Annotated in this window: 29 protein-coding genes; all 29 read right to left on the bottom strand. The window is 68.8% G+C overall.

Annotated features, from left to right (window positions below; translation table 11 throughout):
* Window positions 1–2 precede the first annotated feature (2 nt).
* Window positions 3–425, bottom strand: a complete 423-nt coding sequence (locus ACYVJ3_RS01850) for a DUF6093 family protein (RefSeq protein ID WP_460850782.1) — start codon at window positions 423–425, stop codon at window positions 3–5.
* A complete protein-coding gene (locus tag ACYVJ3_RS01845) occupies window positions 422–856 on the bottom strand; it encodes a hypothetical protein (RefSeq protein ID WP_460850781.1) in 435 nt (144 codons plus the stop codon). Before ACYVJ3_RS01845 ends, ACYVJ3_RS01850 begins: the two co-directional genes overlap by 4 nt.
* A 30-nt stretch (window positions 857–886) precedes the next feature.
* On the bottom strand, window positions 887–2110 hold the full coding sequence (locus ACYVJ3_RS01840) for a phage major capsid protein (protein WP_460850780.1): 1224 nt from the start codon (window positions 2108–2110) through the stop codon (window positions 887–889).
* Between the two features lie 24 nt (window positions 2111–2134).
* A complete protein-coding gene (locus ACYVJ3_RS01835; protein ID WP_460850779.1) occupies window positions 2135–2623 on the bottom strand; it encodes a hypothetical protein in 489 nt (162 codons plus the stop codon).
* A gap of 55 nt (window positions 2624–2678) precedes the next feature.
* Window positions 2679–3455, bottom strand: a complete 777-nt coding sequence (locus ACYVJ3_RS01830; RefSeq protein WP_460850778.1) for a hypothetical protein — start codon at window positions 3453–3455, stop codon at window positions 2679–2681.
* Between the two features lie 12 nt (window positions 3456–3467).
* Entirely contained in the window at window positions 3468–4841 is a 1374-nt protein-coding gene (locus ACYVJ3_RS01825) for a phage portal protein (protein WP_460850777.1), read from the bottom strand.
* A gap of 20 nt (window positions 4842–4861) precedes the next feature.
* On the bottom strand, window positions 4862–6496 hold the full coding sequence (locus ACYVJ3_RS01820) for a hypothetical protein (RefSeq protein ID WP_460850776.1): 1635 nt from the start codon (window positions 6494–6496) through the stop codon (window positions 4862–4864).
* A complete protein-coding gene (locus tag ACYVJ3_RS01815) occupies window positions 6483–6944 on the bottom strand; it encodes a phage terminase small subunit (RefSeq protein WP_460850775.1) in 462 nt (153 codons plus the stop codon). Before ACYVJ3_RS01815 ends, ACYVJ3_RS01820 begins: the two co-directional genes overlap by 14 nt.
* Window positions 6945–7486: 542 nt before the next feature.
* Window positions 7487–7669, bottom strand: a complete 183-nt coding sequence (locus tag ACYVJ3_RS01810; protein ID WP_460850774.1) for a hypothetical protein — start codon at window positions 7667–7669, stop codon at window positions 7487–7489.
* A gap of 90 nt (window positions 7670–7759) precedes the next feature.
* The gene (locus tag ACYVJ3_RS01805; RefSeq protein ID WP_460850773.1) at window positions 7760–8632 is read right to left on the bottom strand and encodes a hypothetical protein; all 873 of its coding nucleotides are present in this window, start codon (window positions 8630–8632) and stop codon (window positions 7760–7762) included.
* 139 nt (window positions 8633–8771) lie between these two features.
* Window positions 8772–9164: a hypothetical protein gene (locus ACYVJ3_RS01800; RefSeq protein WP_460850772.1), complete on the bottom strand. Its 393-nt coding sequence runs from the start codon at window positions 9162–9164 to the stop codon at window positions 8772–8774.
* Complete coding sequence (locus ACYVJ3_RS01795) at window positions 9161–9595, bottom strand: hypothetical protein (protein WP_460850771.1); 435 nt, start codon at window positions 9593–9595, stop codon at window positions 9161–9163. Before ACYVJ3_RS01795 ends, ACYVJ3_RS01800 begins: the two co-directional genes overlap by 4 nt.
* Window positions 9592–9885, bottom strand: a complete 294-nt coding sequence (locus tag ACYVJ3_RS01790; RefSeq protein WP_460850770.1) for a hypothetical protein — start codon at window positions 9883–9885, stop codon at window positions 9592–9594. The genes ACYVJ3_RS01795 and ACYVJ3_RS01790 overlap by 4 nt, the downstream gene beginning before the upstream one ends.
* A complete protein-coding gene (locus ACYVJ3_RS01785; RefSeq protein WP_460850769.1) occupies window positions 9878–10249 on the bottom strand; it encodes a hypothetical protein in 372 nt (123 codons plus the stop codon). Before ACYVJ3_RS01785 ends, ACYVJ3_RS01790 begins: the two co-directional genes overlap by 8 nt.
* Window positions 10246–10968, bottom strand: a complete 723-nt coding sequence (locus tag ACYVJ3_RS01780) for a hypothetical protein (RefSeq protein WP_460850768.1) — start codon at window positions 10966–10968, stop codon at window positions 10246–10248. The genes ACYVJ3_RS01785 and ACYVJ3_RS01780 overlap by 4 nt, the downstream gene beginning before the upstream one ends.
* Window positions 10965–11102, bottom strand: coding sequence for a hypothetical protein (locus ACYVJ3_RS01775; RefSeq protein WP_460850767.1), 138 nt, complete (start codon window positions 11100–11102; stop codon window positions 10965–10967). Before ACYVJ3_RS01775 ends, ACYVJ3_RS01780 begins: the two co-directional genes overlap by 4 nt.
* Window positions 11099–11473 (bottom strand): hypothetical protein, encoded by a 375-nt coding sequence (locus ACYVJ3_RS01770; protein ID WP_460850766.1) that lies wholly within the window; start codon window positions 11471–11473, stop codon window positions 11099–11101. Before ACYVJ3_RS01770 ends, ACYVJ3_RS01775 begins: the two co-directional genes overlap by 4 nt.
* A complete protein-coding gene (locus tag ACYVJ3_RS01765; RefSeq protein WP_460850765.1) occupies window positions 11470–12018 on the bottom strand; it encodes an HNH endonuclease in 549 nt (182 codons plus the stop codon). Before ACYVJ3_RS01765 ends, ACYVJ3_RS01770 begins: the two co-directional genes overlap by 4 nt.
* Before the next feature lie 143 nt (window positions 12019–12161).
* Complete coding sequence (locus tag ACYVJ3_RS01760; RefSeq protein WP_460850764.1) at window positions 12162–12551, bottom strand: hypothetical protein; 390 nt, start codon at window positions 12549–12551, stop codon at window positions 12162–12164.
* A 145-nt stretch (window positions 12552–12696) separates the two neighbouring features.
* Window positions 12697–14373 carry a DNA-methyltransferase gene (locus ACYVJ3_RS01755; RefSeq protein ID WP_460850763.1) on the bottom strand — a complete coding sequence of 559 codons (1677 nt, stop codon included), beginning with the start codon at window positions 14371–14373 and terminating at the stop codon, window positions 12697–12699.
* Window positions 14370–14621 carry a hypothetical protein gene (locus tag ACYVJ3_RS01750; RefSeq protein ID WP_460850762.1) on the bottom strand — a complete coding sequence of 84 codons (252 nt, stop codon included), beginning with the start codon at window positions 14619–14621 and terminating at the stop codon, window positions 14370–14372. The genes ACYVJ3_RS01755 and ACYVJ3_RS01750 overlap by 4 nt, the downstream gene beginning before the upstream one ends.
* A gap of 130 nt (window positions 14622–14751) precedes the next feature.
* Complete coding sequence (locus ACYVJ3_RS01745; RefSeq protein ID WP_460850761.1) at window positions 14752–15366, bottom strand: hypothetical protein; 615 nt, start codon at window positions 15364–15366, stop codon at window positions 14752–14754.
* Window positions 15363–17078 carry a DNA cytosine methyltransferase gene (locus ACYVJ3_RS01740; protein ID WP_460850760.1) on the bottom strand — a complete coding sequence of 572 codons (1716 nt, stop codon included), beginning with the start codon at window positions 17076–17078 and terminating at the stop codon, window positions 15363–15365. The genes ACYVJ3_RS01745 and ACYVJ3_RS01740 overlap by 4 nt, the downstream gene beginning before the upstream one ends.
* A gap of 70 nt (window positions 17079–17148) precedes the next feature.
* Complete coding sequence (locus ACYVJ3_RS01735) at window positions 17149–17628, bottom strand: hypothetical protein (RefSeq protein WP_460850759.1); 480 nt, start codon at window positions 17626–17628, stop codon at window positions 17149–17151.
* Window positions 17625–18308 (bottom strand): lambda exonuclease family protein, encoded by a 684-nt coding sequence (locus ACYVJ3_RS01730; protein WP_460850758.1) that lies wholly within the window; start codon window positions 18306–18308, stop codon window positions 17625–17627. The genes ACYVJ3_RS01735 and ACYVJ3_RS01730 overlap by 4 nt, the downstream gene beginning before the upstream one ends.
* Window positions 18305–18463, bottom strand: coding sequence for a hypothetical protein (locus tag ACYVJ3_RS01725; RefSeq protein WP_460850757.1), 159 nt, complete (start codon window positions 18461–18463; stop codon window positions 18305–18307). The genes ACYVJ3_RS01730 and ACYVJ3_RS01725 overlap by 4 nt, the downstream gene beginning before the upstream one ends.
* Window positions 18460–18696 (bottom strand): hypothetical protein, encoded by a 237-nt coding sequence (locus ACYVJ3_RS01720; RefSeq protein WP_460850756.1) that lies wholly within the window; start codon window positions 18694–18696, stop codon window positions 18460–18462. The genes ACYVJ3_RS01725 and ACYVJ3_RS01720 overlap by 4 nt, the downstream gene beginning before the upstream one ends.
* A 100-nt stretch (window positions 18697–18796) precedes the next feature.
* Window positions 18797–19990: a DUF7666 domain-containing protein gene (locus tag ACYVJ3_RS01715; protein ID WP_460850755.1), complete on the bottom strand. Its 1194-nt coding sequence runs from the start codon at window positions 19988–19990 to the stop codon at window positions 18797–18799.
* On the bottom strand, window positions 19987–20349 hold the full coding sequence (locus tag ACYVJ3_RS01710) for a hypothetical protein (protein WP_460850754.1): 363 nt from the start codon (window positions 20347–20349) through the stop codon (window positions 19987–19989). Before ACYVJ3_RS01710 ends, ACYVJ3_RS01715 begins: the two co-directional genes overlap by 4 nt.
* Window positions 20350–20386 lie beyond the last annotated feature (37 nt).

Raw genomic sequence — 20386 nt, 5'->3', positions numbered from 1 at the left:
GCTCACCACTCCTCAGGACGGTCGACGGCGTCAACGGGGACTCGGCGTGCGGTTGCCTGGTCCTGCCAGTCGGCCTCGACGATCCGCCAGACGGTGCCGGCGCTCTCGCCCGCGATGACCTCGATGAGGTCGCCGTCCATCAGGTCGGTCGTGTCGTACGGCAGGCTCGCTGTGCGGTCAGAGCGGTTGAACTCGGTGGTTCGCTCGCTGCGGGCCGTGATCGATGCGGCACCGCGGGCGTTGCCCGAGATACGCACCGGGAGATCGGTGTGGGTGACGTCCCACGTGTTGACGTCCATGCCGTCGGCGCCGGTCGTGCGGGTGGCCGAGCGTCGGCGGATGGTGCAGATGGAGGTCATGCGGGCGCGGGCCTCGGCGCGGAGGAAGGGAAGTTCGACGGCGATCGCGTCGGCTACGAAGCTCATCGTCCCCACCAGTCGACGCTGTTGGGCCAGCACCAGCTCCCGGGCGGCCGAACCGGCCAGCGTACAGCGTCCGGCTCGAATCCGGGTCGGATCGAGGATGACTCGGCATTGCCGCTCGGGGTGAGCAGGCTCCACCATTCATCCGTGATGTCATCGGCCGAAGACGGGTTGTCGAACCGGCGGGTGACTGAACCGTCATCGACCGCGACGGTGATGCTGGATTCATTCGTCCCGCGACGCCGTAGCTTCTCAGCAACAGCCTCGGCCTCGACGTACTTGACAGCGTCCTGGTTGAGGGCGCTCACGTCGCCAAGGCGGTGGACGATGGCGAGTTCGATGCCGACGAGCCACCAGTTGGCTTGGGTGGCCTCGGCGGCCAAGAGGGGGCGGCCAAGCGCGGTCTCTACGTCAGATTCGGTAGCGACAGGCATGACCGCCTCCTCTTAGGCTTCTGGTTCAGATCAGACGGCGTCGGTGTAGGCGACGAACGCCTTGGAGGCGTTGTCGCTGCACACGAAGCCGTAGTACGCCTCGACGAGCAGGAGGACGAGGTTCTCCTGGAACGCCGAGTGGGTCACGCCGGCCTCGTCCACGTAGGACGCGGTGTCGGAGACCTTGATCGTGATGTCCATGCCGACGCCGAAGGCCGCCTGGCTCCAGTCTCCGCCGATCGCGCGGAGCTTGGTGTCGGTCGTCGGCGACTGCGCGACGACGGCGGCCGGGCTGGTGCCGCCAGTCAGGGCGGATCCGTCGGCGCGGAGGGGGCCGGTTGCGACGCCCGTGGTACCGAGAGTGACGGTGTACGGGCCGCCAGCCGAGCCGGCGACGGTGGCGTTGGCGAACGGGCCACCGAGCGTCCGTACGGCGGTCTGCACGGCGCTGGACGCGGCGTTGTAAGCGATGGGCGCGGAGGTGGCGCCGTTGCCCGAGATGGTGAACGTGCCACCAGTCGGGGTCCCCGTGATGGTGATGACCTGCACCAGGTTGCCGCTGCGTCGGTACGAGCCCGAGACGCCGCGGTTGTAGTACGCCGGGAAACCGATGAGGTTGCCACCAGCGAGCCCAGCCTGGGTACCGTCGACCCACAGGGGACGACCCTGGGTGTCGGTGGTCATCTTGAGGGTCGGGCGCAGGCGCGGGTCGGCCGCGAATCCGGTGAAGTCGAACCCGCTGTCGGTGACCGCCTTCTCGCCCGAGACCAGGTCGGCGTACATGCCGCCGGCGTTCTGGGCGGCGGTGCCCAGCTCGACGCTGGTCACGCCACGCTTGAGGTAGTCGGCGAACGGCCCGGCACCCCCGGTCCGCAGGTCCTTGCCGTGGATCGCGGCGTAGTCGAAGGCCCGGGCGATGGCGGTGGGCAGATCCTGGCGCAGCTGGTCGTAGAGACCAGCGGCGTTGCTCATCGCGACCTCCTGGGAGACCGGGACGAGCAGGGCGACCTTCTTGCCGGTCATGGTCTTGACGCTCACGGCGCCGTTGCCGACCGGCTTGACGCCGCCCTCGGAGACCCAGCCAGCGGCGGGGACGTCCATCGATACCGGGATCGCAGTGTTGGCGGTGATGGAGAGCGGCACCCGACGGGCGAGGCTCATGACGGCCGAGGACTCGATGGCCTGGTCGAAGATCGGCCCGGTTACGGTCGGCGGAAGGAGGGTCGGGTTGACACTCGAGAGGTTGGTAGCCATGTGAAATCTGACTCCTTAGTCAGGTCAGCCTCGGCCGCTGAGTTGCGCGCCGAGGAAGTTGGCGAAGTCCGTCTCCGGTGATCCGGTGGCGGGGTTGCCCTTTGCTCCCTGGGAGAGGTCGGGCTTGGGTCCGGTTGATGTCCGGGCAGCGAGCGCTGTCGCCTGTCGCTCGACGGTCTCCAGGTCGGAGCCGGTGAGGAACAGGTCGGCGTCCTCGTCCGAGATGCCGTGCTTGGCTGCGACCCGGAGGCGCATGGCTTCGGTCGTGGCCTTCGCGGCTTCGGCCTGAGCGTCTGCTGCCGCCTTCTGCGCCTTCTCCAGGTCGGAGAGGTTCGCCGCGGCGATGTCATCGAGCTGCTTCTGCAGTGCGGCTGCCGACTTCTCGGCCGCGGCGCGAGCTTCGCGCTCGGCCTTGAGTGCCTTCTCGCCGTTCTCGCCGAGAGGCTTGTCGGTGACCTCGCCGGCCTGGTCGGGCGGCTGCTGGGCGGTCGTGTCGGTGACGTCTTCGGACATGTCGGGCTCCTCCATCGCGGAGTGATTTCCCGACGACCTCGCGTCGTCGGGTGGTTTAGGTGCGGACGTAGCCCGCTGCGACGAGCGCTGCTATGGCGTCATCGCGGGTCTTGGCCGCCTTGTAGATCGCGGCAGGAGTGGGGCGGCCGGCGCGGGTCAACACGAGACCGGAGTCGCGCACTCCGCCCTTCCTGAGGCGGGCGTTGACGACGCGGCCGAAGTCGGCGCCATCGAGGATCGCCTGTCGGTCGGCTTTAGGCAGGTCCGTGACCTGGCCGGCCTTCATCAGCTCGATCGGGTCTTGGGCTAGCCGGTCATTGGCAATCGTGGTCGGCAGCATCACGCAGTCGCACCCGGGGTGCCGCTCGAATCCGGTCGAGTAGCGGTACACGCGGCCCGCCAGAACGGCGCAGCGCGAGCAGGAGGGCAGGTTGAGGAAGCGGACGTAGCCAACGTCCGGGATGACAGCCGTGGCGACCGATTCGGCGGTCCTCGCGGCGTCCTGGACCAGTGAGGAGACCAGGCGGTCGAACTCGTAGTCGGTGGCGATCTGTTCGGCCATCGCCGTGAGCGATTGCAACGAGGTCGTGAAGGCTGCGGAGTTCAGCAGGGCTTGAGCTTCCTGTTGGATCTCCTGCTCCAGCAGCATCCGCGCGACCGCGATCGGCGCTCGCGTGGCTGCGGTGATCTGGTGGGTCGCGATGACCCGCGAGACGGCCGTCGCGCCCTGCCCGCGGGCCTTCCGCGCCTCGCGTACTGCCCGTGTGGCGAGCAGGGCGGACCACAGGTAGTGCTTACGGGCCGCTGGGGGCGGCGTGGCGGTCTGGGCCACCGCCTACGCCCCTTACAGCCCGGCCGCGCGAGTCGTGACGCCCGCGCTGGTCTGTCCCTGCAGCTCGCTCATTACGGCCTTGGTGACCGGGTCGAGGGCTTCGGCGTCGAAGTAGGCGCGTTCCTTGGCCTTGCGGGCCTCGGACCAGCCGAGCTCGTCCCAGTAGCCCTCGCGGGACAGCACGCCGGCAGCGCGGCGCTTCGCCAAGGCGTCTTCTCGCTGGGACACGGTTGGTGTTGCTGGGTCGAACCAGTCGACACGGACCTGGTTGGCTTCCAGGATGCGTCCGGTGGAGAACCGCATCGCCAGCGCGCCCATCCAGCCCAGCGTCATGCCGACCTCGAGGTTCTGTGCTTCGACCGAACGGATCAGCCCGGCCTCGTCCGCGCGTATCGAGCCCTCGGTCGGCGGGTTCGTGGGCAGGAGGCCGAAGTAGCGGGCCGGGAAAGCGGTGGTGATCGCGGCCTGCGTGCCGTAGATCTCCAAGGCGGTCTGGAAGTTCTTGAGGTCGGCCGCGGTAAGCTGGCCGACCTTGCCTTGAGGATCCGTGATCGTGTGGATCGCGTCGAAGTACGCCTCGAACTGGGGGATCGGCTTTCCGTCCTCGTCGACGAAGTCCCCCTTGGCGACACCGGCCATCCACATGCGCGGGATGCCGTGTGCCTCCTGCGCGAACTGCAGGTTCGTCAGGGACCGAGCTGCTGCGTCGACCAGCGGGATCACGTCGTTCATCTGGGACTCGCCGCGCCAAGAGCCGGACAGGCGTCGATTGAGGTGCATCACGACAGGGACGACGCCCATCTTGTGGTCGTCGCGGTCAACCTCGTACCAACGGCCGTCCTCGCCGCGCTCGACCCAGATGGTGGAGTTAGGCAGGTAGAGCGTGACGTTCGTCGGCCCATAACCAGTAATGGTCTGCCCGTAGAACCGAGCCGCAGCGGTGATCTGCTCCAGGCGGTAGTCGATCTCGGCGACCATCTCGCGGGGCGATTCGACCCGGACGAGCGGGAGTTCGCGGTTCGCCTCGTTGGCGCCGACCGACATGAAGGCTCGGCCGTAGATCATCCGGTCGCGGTTGAACATCGCCACGTGTGCGTCGAGGTTCGATGCGTCCCAGATGGCACGCAATTGCGGGTCCGCGGTCTCTTCGCCGGGCAGGATGAGCGCACGGACCTGCTGGCGGTCATTGGTCGTATCGACGACGGTGCGGCACCAGTTGGCGATGACCACGAAGCGACGCATCGAGGGAGGAATCGCCATGCCGAGCTGCTCGAGCCGCTGCTGGCCGAGGTAGTAGCGCAGCAGCAGTTCGTCGCTCAGCGCGCGGTCGTCGAGTCGACGCTTGAGGCGGTCGATCACTTCGACCTCGAAGGGCGTCAGCGCCATGTGCGTTGCCCTCCTTTGGGTCAGCGAGGCAGTCGGAAGTAGGTCTGTGTCGTCAGCTCGGGCCAACCGGCCGCCGTCACGTCTCCACACGCCTCGTGAGCGAGGATCGAGGGGATCGCCATGTCGATCTTGCGACCGTCGCCGGGCTTGGCGAGGACGTAGCGCCCGCCGGGACGATGGGACCGCCTGGCGGCTGAGACATGGAGTGCGGTCGTCTGGCAGTCGTCGTGGGCGAACTCGGTCCCCGCCTTGCCGATGTCGGTCAGGAGCCGTTCGGCCGCCGAGTGCATTTGCGGGATGCGGCGGGTGTACCAGCGGATGACGACCTTCTCGCCGTACTTCTCGGCCCAGGCGTCCATCTCGGACTCCCAGTAGGGCGGGTCGCCATACATCCGGGCCACGTTCCAGCGGTCCATGATGTGCGCGAGTCCGGCGTCGACCTCGACCCGCGGAACCTGGCCGTTGGTCTTCGCCGGATCCCAGATCATCGGGCGGCCGTCGGGGAACTTCGGGGTGAATTGGTAGCCGTCGCGAGTTTCGCAGCGGAAGCCCGTCCAGTCGTCGGTGTCCGAGCCATCGAAGCCGACCACGATCTGCGTACCAGGCCCCACCTCGCGCGGCTCGGTCAGCGCGTTCCACTTCGAAACCGAGCACCACGCGTCAGTGCCGGAGACGATGCGGTTGCCGAAGAAGCGCTCGGCCTGCGCCGGGTCGTTCTCGCCGATCTCCTCGGCCTCGGCAAGGATCGCGGAGATGTTGACGTGCGGGGAGTCGGCGTAGACCATCTCGACGATCTGCCGGCGCTCAGCCTTCACGGACCAGTTGAGCTTGGGCGGAGGAGGCTCGTAGAACTTGAAGACGTCCTTGGCGCGCGACTCATGAGTGCGTTGCGCGACCGACTTCTCCGACGGGTCGTAGCAGTTGGTGGTCTCCATCGACCGGCCACCCATGCCCGCAAGGCCGCGCCGCATCGTCTCCGCGACCCGAACCATCTTGTTCTGCTCGGTGTAGAGCTGCGTCTCGTCTTGCAGCGCGAAGGTGATTGGGTTGCCCAGGCGAGAGAGTGCGGATGAGGTGACGGCGTCGATCCGGCCCTCGTTGGGCAGGCGGATGAACTCCTCGCCCACTCGCATCAGACCCGAGAGGTACGGCCCGCGAGCCATCGCCTGCAGGGGGCGCCAGACGTTGTCGACCTGATCCTGGGAGGTGGCGAGCAGCTGAATCAGCGGGGTCGGCCAGGGCATCCCCATCGGCTCGCCTGGTTCGTAGGTGTACGACCAGCCGCAGTGGCAGCCGTGGTCGGAGCAGCGGTAGAACTCACCGCCCTCGGCCCAGCCGCAGAACAGCACCGGGCCCACGGCCTCGCCGCAGGTGATGACTGCGGCGAACGGACCCTTGCCCTTCTTCTGCGCGTCGATAACCTGCGTGCGGCGGTTCTCGAACGCAGCGGCCCGGGTCGGGTAGCCCTCGTCATCGAACGGCTCGACGCCGGGCTTCACTCGGTAGTGGTTGACGGTGACCCAGAGCTGCCAGTCGTAGTGGCGCCACGGCGTGCCCTTGCGGAAGCCGTCCGGGATGATGCAGTGCCGCTCATGCCAGGCGGGAACGATCCACAGGGTCGGGAAGTCGACCGTGTAGCCGCTACGCGCCTCCACGGTTCAACCGCGATCGGATGTCGGTCACGCCAGCGTCGCGGCTTGGAGCGGGTGCGGCGTTGTCGTCTTCGGCGTCGCCCGTGATCAAGATCCGGGCTCGGAGTAGTGAGTCCGGCGTCAGGAACAGGGTCGCCATCATCGAGTTCACGCTCTTGCGGTCCTCGGTGCGCGCCTTCGGCTGCTCGGCCTCCACGAACATGCGAGCGACCAGCGCCACGTAGTCCAGCGAGAACGACTCGTCCCAGATGAGCGCTTGCGGGAGTGTCCACCAGCGGCGCCAGACCTCGAGCTCGCGCGACGACGGCTCGGGCGACGGCCACTCAGGAGCCGGCTTGCAGCGGCCGGCTGCCGAGATCTTCGTCCACGCAGGGTCAGACTTGCGCGACCTGCGGAGGGCATTCGGGTCAGGCGGGGGACCTGAGTTGGCGCGCGCTCCACCCTTGGGCATGACTGCCTCCTGATCGCGGCATCGCGCCGCATCTGGTTACGCCAGGGCATCGCGCCAAGGCGTCACGTCACAGCCCGAGAAGGGGGCTGCATGGTTATGCATCACACGGGACGGTCGCGACCTTCTGAACCCGGCGGACCCCTCGGGCGCCTTACCCGCGGTCCCTAGATCGGTCCGCAGGTGGCCCCTCCCCCTGGGGTCATGCGCCGGAATGCATGATCATGCATGCGACGGGTGGGGACACATGGTCCGCCCCGCGGTCGCGTAGTCACATGCCGGGCATTCGGGTCCGTGGTAGATGGTGCGGTCGTCGTCGCAGTGACCGAGAGTCCAAGCCTTGGGGTCTAGATCATTTCCGCAACGCCAGCAGGTCGCACGCTCGCCAGTGTTGAGTCGGCGCTGCCAGTCCGCACGGAGTTGGTCGTGCGCGGCGTCGTAGCCACGCTGTTGTCGGGTGCCGCGTGCACGTTCGCGTTGACGCCTGTGCTCCAAGCATCGCGGCTCGGCCTGTAACGCCGGGCACCCAGGCTCGGCGCAGACCTTCACGCCCGCCGGCCCATCTCATCCAGCACCGCATCAATCCGTCTGTGCGCGAGATCCCATCGCGAAGGGCTGCTGACCCCGAGCACGTGCGGCTGTCGCTTGGCGTAGGCGCAGAGGTTGCCGAGCGCTTCGATCAGCTCGGCGCGTGTGGTCTCGTCGGTGACCCGGATCGTCTCGGCCATGGGCTACCCCCTGGAACGACGAAGGCCAGCACCTCGGCTGGCCCTTGGGGACGCTTCGCACCGCGAAACTGTGACAAGGGTAGCGCGTCGTTACGACACTTGCTCGACCTTCGCTGGTCGTGTCGCGGTCAGCAGGTCGAACACGTCACCGAACCGGTAGCGCGCACGGCCGATCTTGACGTCAGCGACGACGATGCGCTGCTGCTCCAGGTCGTAGACGTGGTCGCGCTTGTAGCGGTAGATCGGCTCCAGGTCGCCACGGTTGGCCCACTGTCGCACGCGGTCATAGACCTTGGCGACGCTCGGCTCGCTGTCACTCAGCGCCACCACGGCCTCGGCGATCCGCTTCGGCGTTGCCACCCACCCGCTTGCCTCCTCGAGGATCACCGCCAGCGAGTCTCGTGCGAACGTCGTGGCCCCACAGTCGCGGCACGAGGCGAGCTTGTCGCCGGGCACGACGCGCATCTCGCCGGCCGTGCAGATCCTGCATGCGCCCGCGTACCAGCCGGGGATCACGGTCCGAGTGAGTTCCCGCAGCGCTGCGTAATGGCGGGTGGTGTCGCGGACGAACTGGCCGGCCCACTCCAGGCAGGCGATCGTGGTCAGGTGCTCGGCGAGGCTGGCGCAGAGCGCGGCCACGGTCGCGGCTTCAGTGTCGGCCTGCTCGGGAGGCTGGTACTGCGGCCGGTCGTCATGGAGCGCCCTGGCCCATGTCGCGAGGTCATTGGCGGCCAAGGAGAGCGCGTGGTCGATGACGCTGCCGGAGACCTCGCCGCGCTTGATGAGCCACGTCCCTCGGCCACCGAGCGAGCCGTTGGGCCGGGCGGGCTTTCGCTGTCGGGCGAGGTTGCCGAAGTGGACCACGATGCCGCGATGACCCAGCGCTTCGGACGCGGCGTAGGTGCAGAGCTCGCACAACCCGAGTCCGTTGGTGGTCGTGGCGTGGCATGACAGGCAGTTCACTCGTGACTTCCTTCGCTGTGTCGGTCGGGGACGAAGCTGCCTGACACCACGACGAGGGCATGGTCGGTGCAGACGGGTTGGCCGGCGCGGTTGATCCCGGCGCCGGGGTGGGTGCAGGCGGGCATGACGCACTCGGGGGTCATCGACCGACTCCGAACGCGAGAGGCTGCTGTCGCGGGTCTTCGAGTTGGCGCAGGACGAGCGTGACTCTGCCGTCGTCGTCTGGGTCCTCGGTGTCGCCGTCGTGGATCAGCAGGTATGGCGGGGTCATCGAGGCGACCTGTTCAGCGTCGCTGGCCCAGGCGGCGGGGTGACGGTGGCAGTAGTGCTCACCCGAGACGGTTCCGGCGCTCAGCAGGCCGAGCATCCCTCGATCGCGTGCCTGATGCCATCCGGCGTCGATGGCGTTCTCGACCTCGACCTCGATGCCGTCGACATCCCAGCCGGAGTAGTCGCTCTCGTCGCACACGGTCGCTCCGCAGCCGTGCCAGTCACAGACCACCGTGAAGCAGTCGACGCGCTTGACGCTCATGACGTCCCCTCCCGCCGCTCGATCCGGCATCCCGCGGCGCTGTGTACGACCACCTCGGCGGGGTCCATGGCGGTCGCGTCGGTGCCACAGGCGCAGGAGCGGAGGGCGGCGCGGAGGGCCAGCCCTCGGCTTCCATCTGTGGCGAGCAGGCTGCCCGTCGCGAGCCACTCGTCGGCCAGCGCCTCGACCTTCGCCAGCACGGTGCGGAGTCGGGCGTTGTCGGCCTCAGCGGTGGCGAGGGCGTCCTGTGCCCGGTTCTCCGACTCCAGGCACCGCTTGAACATGCCCTCCCACTCGTCCCGCTCAGCCTCAGCGGCGTCCAGGGCGTCGAGCAGAGCGATGATGCGTTCGCTTCTGGTGTCGGTCCCGTGCCAAGACTCGGCAGATTCCCGCCAATCGGCTCGCTGTTCCGGCGTGATCGGCTCACTCATGCGCCCTCCCTCGGGTCGAGCCGGTCAGCGCGGGCACGGAGCCACTCGCGGGTCACGACAGCGCGCTCAGGACCGCGACGGACCCACTCAGCCATGTAGTCGTCTGCTGCCTCTCGCAGGCCCTCAGCCTTGAGCGCGTCCGAGACGGCGGCGACCACGGCGCGGGCTTGCTTGCGGTAGTTGTCACGGGCCTCGTCGCGCAGAATCGGCCATGTCCTCGACGTGCTGATCTGATCGGCGGCACACAACGCTTCAGCGGCCCTCTCGACCAGCGCCTCGTGGTCAGCCACGGTCGGCCTCCTGGTCCTTCCGGTAGGGGTTGTCAATGCAGCGGACAAACAGGGAGACGCACTCGTCGCCGTGGTCGCGGCCCTCGTCCCACGCAGCGGCCTGCATCTTCCGCACCGCACCGTCGATGGACGCCTGCACGTTCGCTGACCACGCGGCGTGTGCCTGCGCCAGTTGCTTACGGTGGTGGGCGGCGATCACGGCGGCAAGGTGGGCGTCCTGAGCGTTGCGGAGGGTGAACACTTCCTCGCGGTCGAACGTGTAGACGAACCCGCAGTCGAACGTGACCACCAAGTCCCTGCTGATCTTGTAGTCGCAGTGGTGCTTGGCGATCAGCGCTGCCAGGGCGTCGGTGTCGGCGCTCATGCCGTCCCCCCGAGCGCGGCGATAATGCCTGCGCGCCACTCGTCGGGCGGCCACTGCTCGCGGACGCCAAGGTCGGCCAGCGCCAGCCCGGCCTCGACCAGCGCGGTCAGGCGACGGTTCTCGGCCTCGGTGTACTCGATACGGCCGTTGAGCCAGTCCTCGTTCTTCTCAGCCTGGATGCGAAGACCTTCGGACCGGACGAACCTCTCCGAGAGTGCGTCACGCTCAGTGGACCGTTCCGCCCACATGGCCTCGGCCTTCTCGGCCCGCCGCTCAGCGGCGTGGGCCTGCTTGAGAGCAGCCGCCCATGCGTCATGCCGGGAGTCCCGATCGGCGGTCAGCCTCGCGATCTCAGCCTCAGCGGTGGCGAGCGCGTCCTGTGCCCGGTTCTCCGACTCCAGACACCGCTGGAACTTGGCCTCAGCGGCGTCGGCACGCATGGCGGCGACGGTGTGGCATCCACAGCATGTGCGAGCTGCAACACGCGCCTGCTCCTGCGCCTCGTCCCGATCGGCCTCCACGGCCGCGAGCCGGGCCTCAGCAGCGTCGAGCGCGTCCAGCAGGGCAAGGATGCGGCCGTCTTGCGGCGGGCACCGGTCTGCGGCTGCCTTCTCGCGCCACTCGGCCCGCTGCTCCTCGGTCAGCTCGACCGTCCCCGCGACACGGCCCTCGCACTTCTTGCACGCCCGGCAGTTGTGGGGGTGGCAGCGGTCGCTCATCGGTAGTGCCGCCCGTCGCGGTGACGACCGCCGCAGTCGATGCACTCGACCTGCTCGGCCTTCGCGTTCTCGTCGGCAACGGCCTTGCGACGGGCGCGGTTGCTCTTGCTGCCGTAGGAATTGGGCTTGCTCATCGGTTCTCCTCGGTGGTGGTGTCGTGCGGGCTGGGCAGCAGCTCGCGGATGGGCTGCGGGTGTACGCGTGGCAGTGGCGGCTTGGGGACCTTGGGTGGCGGCGTTCGCTGCGCGCGTTTGGCGGTGGCGGCCTCGAGCTGGTCGGCGGCGCACCCGGCGCAGCGCCCCGCCCACTGGCCGGCGTGCTGCTGGCACTCGTCGTCGCGCTTCGGCGGCACTGGGCGGTTCTCCGTCGGCTGCCAGGTCCACCCCTCAGCCATGAGTCCGCCGATGTACTCGTGCGCGCGGATGGCGGGGTCCGTTGCCCCGAAGGCACGGAAGCGGTTAGCGAGGGCGTTGACCGCGCGGTCGCGTGCTTCGTCAGCGTTCACAGCGGCTGGTCCGTCATGCCGGGTGCGTTGCAGTGAGCGCAGTAGGCGAGCGTGGTGGCGTTGGCGAGCAGCATCGGTTCGCGCTCGTGCCAGTTGATGATCTCGGTGCCGGTCTGGGCTGCTGCGAGCACCTGGCGGCGGTACTGCGCGGTCACGCGGCAGCCGTGGTGGCCGTGGATCGGGCAACGGACCGTGTGCGCGTCGTACTCCCAGCCGTATCCGTCGCGGCTGTAGCAGTTGATGCACCACCACGTCGCCGGTCGAGCGGGGCGGGCGTGGTCGATGTAGTTGCTGCGCTCGATGTTGTGGCGCTCGCAGAGGAGGCGGAGGTTGTCGCTGGTGTCGGGCCCGCCTGCCGACCACGGCGTGATGTGGTCGAGGTGCAGCATGCCGTCGTGAGGCTCGACGTCACCGCAGAGCTTGCAGCGTCCACCGTCGCGCAGCCAGATTGCCAGCCGGACGTAGCCGGGGATCTCCGCGCGCTCGCCGGTGCGGATTACGGGGTGCCTGTCGCCGGCGACCGTAGGGAGCCCGGCGGCCAGCACTTCGCCGACGCTGATCCACGACTCGTTCGCCGTATGCGCGCCCGCGTCTACTACCTCGTGGTTCACATCCGGCCGCAAGTTGGTTCTAAGTCCGTCCGTCCGTCCGTCCGTGTTGAAGTTCGACTTCAAGTCACCTTGCAAGTTCACTTGGGCTCCTTCCAGCAACCGCACTCGGAACCGTGGTTGGCGATGCACCTGGACTTGCGGCCACCTCGCGACTGCGCCTCACGCTTGGCCTCAGACGTGCTCGTCAGCTCCTGGCGCTCGGCATAGTTGACGATCAGCCAGTCAGCGGTGCGCGCCTGCCACAGCCGGTACTTGCACAGCAGGGCGGCCGTCGCCGGCGTCCCGTGGACGAACGGGAGCGCAGCCTTCGGGATGCGTCCGTCGGTGCCGTGGCCGCCCGAGTAGCCGAGCGAGACGGTGTAGGAGAACGCTGCCTGCCAGCGCTTGGGCGAGGGGTCGGCCAGGAGGTCGAGGATCTTGTCGTGCGACCCGATGTTGCTGTCGAGCCGGACCCATGGGAGTGCCATCAGCCCCTCCGCCCGCACCTTGCTCGGTGCGCTTGTGCTTCCAGGTCGACCACTGGCCGGTTGGTGTGGTCCAGCCGCCAACCGCATGTACAGAGCGCTCGCCAGCCGTGCTCGGAGGGCGCGACGGTGATGCGTGGGAGGGCGTTCATGCGGCATCACCGCCGCCGTCGATCAGGTCGAACAGCCCGGCGTCGTCGCCCGTGGCGCGTACGGCGGCCACGGGGTCGCGGCGGCGGTCGATGCGCTGCCGGATGAGGGGCAGGTAGTCGGCCTCGCGCTCGATCCCGATCACGTTGAACCCTTCGAGGAGGCACGCCCCGACGGTGGTGCCCGAGCCGGCGAACGGCTCCAGGACGGTCCCGCCTGGCGGGGTGACGAGCCGTACCAGCCAGCGCATGAGGTCGAGGGGCTTCACGGTGGGGTGCGCGATGCCGTCGACCTTGACGCGCTCCGACTGGTCGGCCTTGGCGACGTAGCGGAACGGAGGTAGGTGGTCACCGTGGGTCGGGCAGTCGATGTCAGCCTCGACGCCGGTCCCGAAGCAGCACTCGGCGCAGTGAGTCATCCCGTGCCCGTCGTTGCCGCGCCCGGGACAGGGCGGGCATGCACAGTCAGTCGCCAGCGCCTCGCGGATGCGCTTCCTGTCGGCGCCGTCGATGGTCGGTCCGTTCAGCACGGCTTCGACTCGCGCCCGCACGGCGCACCCGGCCCGCTCTTCGGGCGAGTCTGGCTTGGGGACGTAGAAGAACCGGGACGCGCCGCCGGTGTCGCCGTAGCCGCGTTCGCCCTCGGCGGATCCGTAGGCACCGAGGATCCCGGCGTCCTTCGGGTTGCGGGCGTGGTGTGCGGCGAGGACTCCGCTGCTGAGCTCTCCGGTCTGCTGGTCGAGCTCGGCCGCCTGCGACTCGTCGAGGACGACGTTCGCCGGCCAGCGGCCCAGCGACTCGGCTTTCTCGACGTTCGCGCGCTTGCGTTCGCGGTGAGCGGAGACGGCGGCCGCGTCGTCCATCCACGGGCGGTTCCAGCCCTCGTGGGTGAACTTCACGGACCCGGCTTCGGCGCCGCCGCCGAGGCTGTCGCCCGTCTCGACCCGGCAGGCGTCGATGTTGAGCGCGCCCGTGCCGTGCGCGAGGACGTTGGCCGCGACGGTCCCGGCGAGGGGCTTGCGGGCGACAACGATCGGCTCGAACGCGGGCTTGAGCGCAGTGCCCCAGCCCTGCCAGGCAGCAGCAGCAGCAGTGACGGGATCACCCTTGGGCGTGCGCTCGTAGTTCGGGCCACCCATCGAGCCGTTGTCGGACGCGACCGAGCCCGCCCGGCCGCGCCAGTGACCCTCGCCCTTGTCGATCGCCTTGGACACGTCCATCGACTTCGGGAACCCGGAGCCGTAGAGCCATGCGATCGAGTCGCGGATCTCGAACCCGGCGTCCTCGACGGCCGACGCGAGACGATGCCATGTCCGGGAGCCGCCGAACGCGAGCATGTGGCCGCCCGGCTTGAGGACGCGCAGGCACTCGGTGGCCCACTGTTCGCACCACTGCTGGAACGAGAGCATCGCGGCGGCGTGCTTCCCGCCGAGGGACGAGGTGCCGCCGTAGCGCACGGTTGACCGGCCGAACGGGTTGTCTGGCGTCTGGATCTCGCCGCGGAACGGCTGCCGGGTGTCACCGCCGAACGAGTCCCACTCCTTGCCCATGAACTCCAGGCCGTACGGCGGGTCTGTGCAAACCGCGTCAACCGAGCAGTCGGGCAGCTCGGCGAGCACGTCGAGGCAGTCGCCGTGGTACAGCGTGACCTGGTCGTCGGCGCAGTAGGGCGTCACCACAGCCCTCCTTCCTTCTCTGCAGGCGTGAGGTAGACGTCGATCTCCTCAGCGATCTGCGTCCACAACCTGATCTCCTTGGCGGTCGGTCGGTGGCACTCGCAGCCACATCCGCCGCAGTTGACGTGGTCGGCGGGCTTCGGCGTCCCGAACGCGGTGTACGTCTTGCAGGCCGCGCGCATGGGCAGGTCCGGCGTCCAGGCGAGGCGTGCGCGGGCGTGATCGCGCAGATCAGTCAGCTCGCTCATTGCCGGTACTCCTCTCCGTGGCAGACGTCGTCATCGGCCTTGAATCGCTCTCCGTTGGCGCCGGGCGTGAAGCAGCAATGGCCCTCGTGTCCGAGTGCGTAGGTGTTGGACCAGCACGGGCAGGACTCGCTCATGCCACCCGCTCCATCTCGCGCCGGTAGTCCCGCGTACGCCCGTCTGCGGCGTTGTACTCGTCAGCGATCTCGCGGCGGCGTTGGGCGACCTGCGTGGGCTCGTCGCGGAAGCGGTCGCCGTGCTTGGTCCACCAGTCGCCCGTGTTGCCGTAGCGCTCGGTGAGGAGTCGTTGCAGCAGCGGGGACATGCGGAGGGCATAGGCGGCGATCTCGTCCTCGGGGCTGAGGTAGCGCTGTACGCCGTTGACGGTGACCCAGCGTCCTCCGGTGAGCTTGTCGGCTTCGGTGGGGACGATGCAGGTGTCGATGTGGCAGGAGTTGCAGATGCCGTCGTGGAGCTTGAGTCGGCGTCCGCAGATCCCGCAAGGCTTCTTTGGTGCCGCCTTGTCGCGCTGGCAGTTCTGGCAGTGTCGCGAGGCGGCGCGGGTGGCTTTCCCGCAACCGAGGCACGGGTTTCCGCGGCCACCGTTGGAGTACTTGGCGTTGTAGGTCAGGCATGCCTGTCGGCAGGGTTCGCACGCGGGTTGCTTGGCGCGAACGTGTGCCCGGTAGCCGCGGTAGGTGCCGTGGCGTTCGTCGGCGGGGTCGGTGATGTCCTTGCAGATGGTCATGCAGCACCGACCAACGCTTCGGCGACGCACGCCCCGAGGTCACGCGCGGCGGGCGGCGTGACGGCGTTCCCGGCGAGCTTGACGCGCTCGCGGCGGGTGCCGTCCCACTGGTAGTCGGCGGGGAAAGCCATGCCAGCGGCGACCTCGTGAGGCTCAAGCATGCGGAACAGGCAGTCGTCGACCTGCGCCTCGGCGGCTTCGAGGTCGCCGGGCGAGAGGACGGACTGGTGCCCGGCCGTGGTGAGGGTGCGCATGGCCTCGTGGATGGGCGTGCTCATCTCGGCGCCGCCGCCGTTGTTCCGCATCAGGAGCGCGTAGCGGTCGTGCGTCGTCAGGGTGCCGATGGGCTGGTCGATGGGCTTCGACGACTCGGCGTTGCCGTAGTAGGGCGTGAGGAGGTAGTCGTTGTTGCCCTCGGCGGTGAGGGTGCGGAGCTCGCGGTCGACGGGGCGCGCGCTGTTCGCGACGTGGGTGTCGGTGCCGCCCATCAGCGAGACGTGCAGCGGCGAGATCAGCGCCTTGCTGGTGTCGTTGGCCGTGAGCGTCGACAGCGGGTCCTCGAGCGACCGGGGGCGGTACTCGAAGCGGCGATCGAGCAGGAACGACGGGTACGCGAGACCGGTCTCGTTGCGGGTGGTCTGCGTGCGGCCGGGCAGGCCGAGGGGACGGGCGTGCTTGCCGTCGCGGCCCTCGACGGGGATCGCGAGCGCCTTCGTCTCGGCGGTGTGCAGCACCCGGAGGTACTCCTCCATCGGCCACGCGCGGTAGTAGGCGTTCGGGTCGCCGTAGTTGCGGTGCTTGGGGTCAGCGGCGTCGTACTGGTTGCCGCCTGCCTCGATGTGGAACGGGGACCAGTAGCGGGCGATCCCGGCAGCGATGCGGCGGCGGGTCTTGTCGGCGAGCGGCTTGTCCCGGTCCCCGATCCGCTTCCCGGCGATCGACCAGTCGATCGCGGCAGCGGCGGGCAACCAACCGGGCTCCACGGTGGTGCCGCAGGCGGCGTGGACGTAGACGTACGCCTGGCGGTAGCGGCCCACCGTGCGGCCGTTCTTCCACGCCTGCTGGGCCTCGATGACGGTGTCGCACTTCGGGCAGTAGGCGCGCGGGCGGAGGGCGGGCTCGAGGTCGGGCTCGCGGTCGCCGGCGAGCCAGCAGACGACGTAGATCCGGTCCCGCGACTGCGGCGCGGGGAGGCCGTTGGCCTGGGCGTGCATGCTGTTGAGCGACACGACGCGGAACCGGTAGCCGAGCGCGAGCAGTTGCTGCCGCCACAGGGTCCAGGGCTCGCGGTACTTGGCCTGGGTGGCGATGTCGACGACGTTCTCGATGATCATCGCCCGGTAGCGGTGGTGCTCGGCGAACTTGAGGACGTCGAACATCAGCAGCCGAGACCGCAGCGCGGCGTCGTCGCAGAGCAGGTCGTCGTCGAATAGCCCGGCTTCGACCGCGACACGGGTGTACTTGTCGCCGCCGGCCTGCGACCACTTCGTGCACTCCGGCGAGGCCCACAGGACGTCGGTGCGCGGGAAGAAGCGCGGGTCTTCCTGGTGGAGGTCGGCCTGAGCGTGGTCGGCGTCGGGGTGGTTGTGGTTGTGGACGTCGACGGCGAGCTGCCAGTGGTTCGCGGCGATCTTGATCTCGAAGCCGGGCACGGACATGAGGCCGGTCGACGAGCCACCGCCTCCACAAAAGAGGTCGGTCACGGTCAGCATGTCGCGTCTCCGTCGAACATCGCCACGGCGTCGTCGTGGTCGTCCTCGGGCGCGAGGTCGGGCCGCGCGATCACTGGTCGCCGCCCGTGATGCGTGCGACCTCGGCCTCGATCTCGGCCTTGCGCTCGGTCGTCGCAGTGCGCCACTCGGCACGCAGGTACTCAGCGCGAGGCATCGGCTGCACGGTGATCGGGACGCGCTTGCCACGGGTCGCGGTCAGGTTGACGGTCAGGGGCTTCTCGTCGGGCAGGTGTGACATGTGCGAGACGCGGATGCCGCCGACCTTGTCGCGGCCGAACGTGATCGACGGGTCGCCGTACAGCGTCACGCCACGGCCCGGCCAGATGGTCGCGTCGTCACCCCATCCGGCGACCAGGAGCCGCAGCACGGTCAGCGGGGGACGCCAGAACCGGGATTCGCCGGCAAGCTGGATGTCGTACTTCTGCTCAGCGGTGCCGGTCTTGACGCCGGTCACGAGGAAAGTGCGGGGACTTCCGATGAAGTCCTCGTAGTTGAGTTGGTCCGAGCGGGGCTCGGTGGTGATCTTCACAGGGTCAGCTCCACGTCGAAGGGGTCGGGGGAGCGCTCGGTCATGGGCAGACCAGTGACGCGCTCGAGGTAGGTAGAGGTCATCGCTTCGGCGTTCTTCTCGAAGGCGATGAGGGCGGCGGTGATCGCGTCCTGCCAGTCGGGGTCGGGGTAGACGCGCTTGACCCACAGGTGCATCCCGCCCGAGAAGGAGATGTAGTCGCACCACTTGCGGCCGGAGACGAGCAGCCCGGCTTGGAGTTGCGCCATGTTCTCCTCAGGCACGCCGGACTCCGAGAGCACCGTCTCGACCTGCTTGCGCTGCTTGCGGGACTTGACCTCGATCAGCCCGTCATCGCCGACCAGGCCGTCGGGGGAGTAGCCGAGACGCCAGCCAGATTCCTCGCGGACCATGAACCCGACCTCGCGAACGGGGGCGAAGTGCTCGGCATAGACCTCGCGGGCACGGGGCTCGTCGTCGATGCCGCGCTGCATGTCGAAGGACACGTATCCGCGCTCGGTGTAGGCCGTGATCCGTTCGCCGACCAGGGAGGCGGTCAGGCCACGGGACTTCTCGTTGTCGGCGATCCTGAGTGTCGGGGTCAGGAGTGTGCCGACGACAGAGGCGGTGACGATGCCGCGTCGCAGCTCGAACCACTTCTCGGATCGCTGCTCGATCACGGGGTACTCGGTCAGCGTCATCGCGGGTGCACCTCGATCTCAGTGTCGGCGTCGACCTCGATCGACAGGACGCGCTTGCCGGGAAGGGGCCAGTCGGCGAGGAGGCGACCGGTGATGGTGACCTCCCGGCGCTCGCGGATGTGGGCGTCGGGCAGGGAGTCGGCTCGCCTCTTCATGCCACACCCCAATCGGCATCAGCGCTGCGGTCGTCTGCGATGGCGGCCATGAGTTCGCGGGCGGCCTCGACGTCGGCGTGTGACCAGCAGTAGTCGTCCAGACCGGGCACGCCCTCGTCCAGGCAGCCCCGGACGCGGCAGGTGTCGTACTGCGCGTCACGGGCAGCCTCCAGGCGCGTAGGACCCATAGACCCGTCGGCGGCAAGGGCCTCGCCGAACTCGTTGCGCTTCATCGGAGACCTCGGGCGATCTCGAAGCCGATACCGACGATCAGCACGAAGCCGACCAGCAGGCAGATCAGGCAGGCGCGCACGGCGGCCTCGTTGCGGGGGGTCATGCGTTCACCGGCTTGCCGTGGATGTCGACCTCGAACAGCACTTCGGCCGAGCGCGCCTTGCACTTCGGCGTCGGTCCACTGATCGGCCGGAGCTCGTTCGCTAGCACGGCAACGGCAACAAACCGGGTCGCCTCGGCGAAGTAGGCGCGCGCCATGCTTGGGCAGGGCGAGAAGTGCAGCCCGCCGCCGCACGCGTCCGTGTCCTGCCAGTCAGGCGCGACCAGTTTGGATCCGGGCGAATAGTCGAATCCGCGCGACGTGGTCCAGTTGTCGTTGACCGCCTTGTAGACCGTGACTAGCCCGGCGTCGCTGGTCTCGAGACCGTGATGCTCAATCCAGTTCGCGGCGGTCGCATTGACCTGGGTTACGTCGATGACGACGCCGCCCTTGACCGTTGCGTAGCCGGAGTGCAGATGGATCGCGACATGCGGTGTTGCCACGACGCTGCTGGACTCCAGCGCCTCGACGCTGCTGGACCCCCGCGCCACGACGCTGCTGGACTCCCACGCCTCGACGCTGCTGGACTCCCACGCCACGACGCGGCTGGACCCCCGCGCCACGACGCTGCTGGACCCCCGCGCCACGACGCTGCTGGACTCCCACGCCACGACGCTGCTGGACCCCAGCGCCACGACGCGGCTGGACCCCCACGCCACGACGCTGCTGGACCCCAGCGCCACGACGCTGCTGGACCCCCGCGCCACGACGCTGCTGGACTCCCACGCCACGACGCTGCTGGACCCCAGCGCCACGACGCTGCTGGACCCCCGCGCCACGACGCTGCTGGACTCCCACGCCACGACGCTGCTGGACCCCAGCGCCACGACGCGGCTGGACCCCCACGCCTCGACGCGGCTGGACCCCCGCGCCACGACGCTGCTGGACCCCCGCGCCACGACGCGGCTGGACCCCCGCGCCACGACGCTGCTGGACCCCCACGCCTCGACGCGGCTGGACCCCCGCGCCACGACGCTGCTGGACCCCCGCGCCACGACGCGGCTGGACCCCCGCGCCACGACGCTGCTGGACCCCCACGCCACGACGCGGCTGGACCCCCACGCCACGACGCGGACATTCGGTCGCTGGCCATCGACGGTCAGCCAGATGCCCTCCGCCGAACGGATCTCGATCACGGAGACGCGCGGATTGGCGAGCGCGTCGGTCAGCTCCTGCTGGTTGCGGACGATCATCGGACACCCCGCTTCGGGAACGCGACGACGACATCAGGGTCGGCGAGCGTCGGCCACACAGCCTTGCCCGCCAACGCCACATGGAGACGCTTGAGCTCGGACTCACACAGGTCGACGTAGGCGCGCTCGCAGGTGATCTCGTTGCGCAGGTCGAGGTTCTCGTTGATCCGCTGGGCGAGTGCGCGAGTCAGCGCGGCGTTGTCGCTCGACGTCTGGGTGGCCCGCTGTCCCGCGTTGTCACACTGGATCAACGCCTTCGCGAGGTCGACACGGGCCTTCCAGCGGTCGATGACGGCACGGTGCCACGGGTAGCCCATGAGCAGGGCGGTGGCGATGAGGGTGACGAGAATCGGTGTCACGTCGTATCCTTTCGGCGAGTTCGACCTCGCTCCGGTG

The sequence above is a fragment of the Nocardioides montaniterrae genome (assembly GCF_054782655.1).
This window is presented reverse-complemented; position numbering and strand designations above follow the sequence as displayed.

Bases quoted from the DNA above. Each gene is read 5' to 3' on its own strand.
- ACYVJ3_RS01745 (WP_460850761.1), bottom strand. From the start codon at position 15,366: ATGACCATCTGCAAGGACATCACCGACCCCGCCGACGAACGCCACGGC.
- ACYVJ3_RS01785 (WP_460850769.1), bottom strand. From the start codon at position 10,249: ATGAGCGCCGACACCGACGCCCTGGCAGCGCTGATCGCCAAGCACCAC.
- ACYVJ3_RS01720 (WP_460850756.1), bottom strand. From the start codon at position 18,696: ATGAAGCGCAACGAGTTCGGCGAGGCCCTTGCCGCCGACGGGTCTATG.
- ACYVJ3_RS01725 (WP_460850757.1), bottom strand. From the start codon at position 18,463: ATGAAGAGGCGAGCCGACTCCCTGCCCGACGCCCACATCCGCGAGCGC.
- ACYVJ3_RS01800 (WP_460850772.1), bottom strand. From the start codon at position 9,164: ATGAGCGTCAAGCGCGTCGACTGCTTCACGGTGGTCTGTGACTGGCAC.
- ACYVJ3_RS01795 (WP_460850771.1), bottom strand. From the start codon at position 9,595: ATGAGTGAGCCGATCACGCCGGAACAGCGAGCCGATTGGCGGGAATCT.
- ACYVJ3_RS01730 (WP_460850758.1), bottom strand. From the start codon at position 18,308: ATGACGCTGACCGAGTACCCCGTGATCGAGCAGCGATCCGAGAAGTGG.
- ACYVJ3_RS01780 (WP_460850768.1), bottom strand. From the start codon at position 10,968: ATGAGCGACCGCTGCCACCCCCACAACTGCCGGGCGTGCAAGAAGTGC.
- ACYVJ3_RS01810 (WP_460850774.1), bottom strand. From the start codon at position 7,669: ATGGCCGAGACGATCCGGGTCACCGACGAGACCACACGCGCCGAGCTG.
- ACYVJ3_RS01850 (WP_460850782.1), bottom strand. From the start codon at position 425: ATGAGCTTCGTAGCCGACGCGATCGCCGTCGAACTTCCCTTCCTCCGC.
- ACYVJ3_RS01775 (WP_460850767.1), bottom strand. From the start codon at position 11,102: ATGAGCAAGCCCAATTCCTACGGCAGCAAGAGCAACCGCGCCCGTCGC.
- ACYVJ3_RS01815 (WP_460850775.1), bottom strand. From the start codon at position 6,944: ATGCCCAAGGGTGGAGCGCGCGCCAACTCAGGTCCCCCGCCTGACCCG.
- ACYVJ3_RS01845 (WP_460850781.1), bottom strand. From the start codon at position 856: ATGCCTGTCGCTACCGAATCTGACGTAGAGACCGCGCTTGGCCGCCCC.
- ACYVJ3_RS01740 (WP_460850760.1), bottom strand. From the start codon at position 17,078: ATGCTGACCGTGACCGACCTCTTTTGTGGAGGCGGTGGCTCGTCGACC.
- ACYVJ3_RS01840 (WP_460850780.1), bottom strand. From the start codon at position 2,110: ATGGCTACCAACCTCTCGAGTGTCAACCCGACCCTCCTTCCGCCGACC.
- ACYVJ3_RS01760 (WP_460850764.1), bottom strand. From the start codon at position 12,551: ATGGCACTCCCATGGGTCCGGCTCGACAGCAACATCGGGTCGCACGAC.
- ACYVJ3_RS01825 (WP_460850777.1), bottom strand. From the start codon at position 4,841: ATGGCGCTGACGCCCTTCGAGGTCGAAGTGATCGACCGCCTCAAGCGT.
- ACYVJ3_RS01835 (WP_460850779.1), bottom strand. From the start codon at position 2,623: ATGTCCGAAGACGTCACCGACACGACCGCCCAGCAGCCGCCCGACCAG.
- ACYVJ3_RS01715 (WP_460850755.1), bottom strand. From the start codon at position 19,990: ATGATCGTCCGCAACCAGCAGGAGCTGACCGACGCGCTCGCCAATCCG.
- ACYVJ3_RS01750 (WP_460850762.1), bottom strand. From the start codon at position 14,621: ATGAGCGAGCTGACTGATCTGCGCGATCACGCCCGCGCACGCCTCGCC.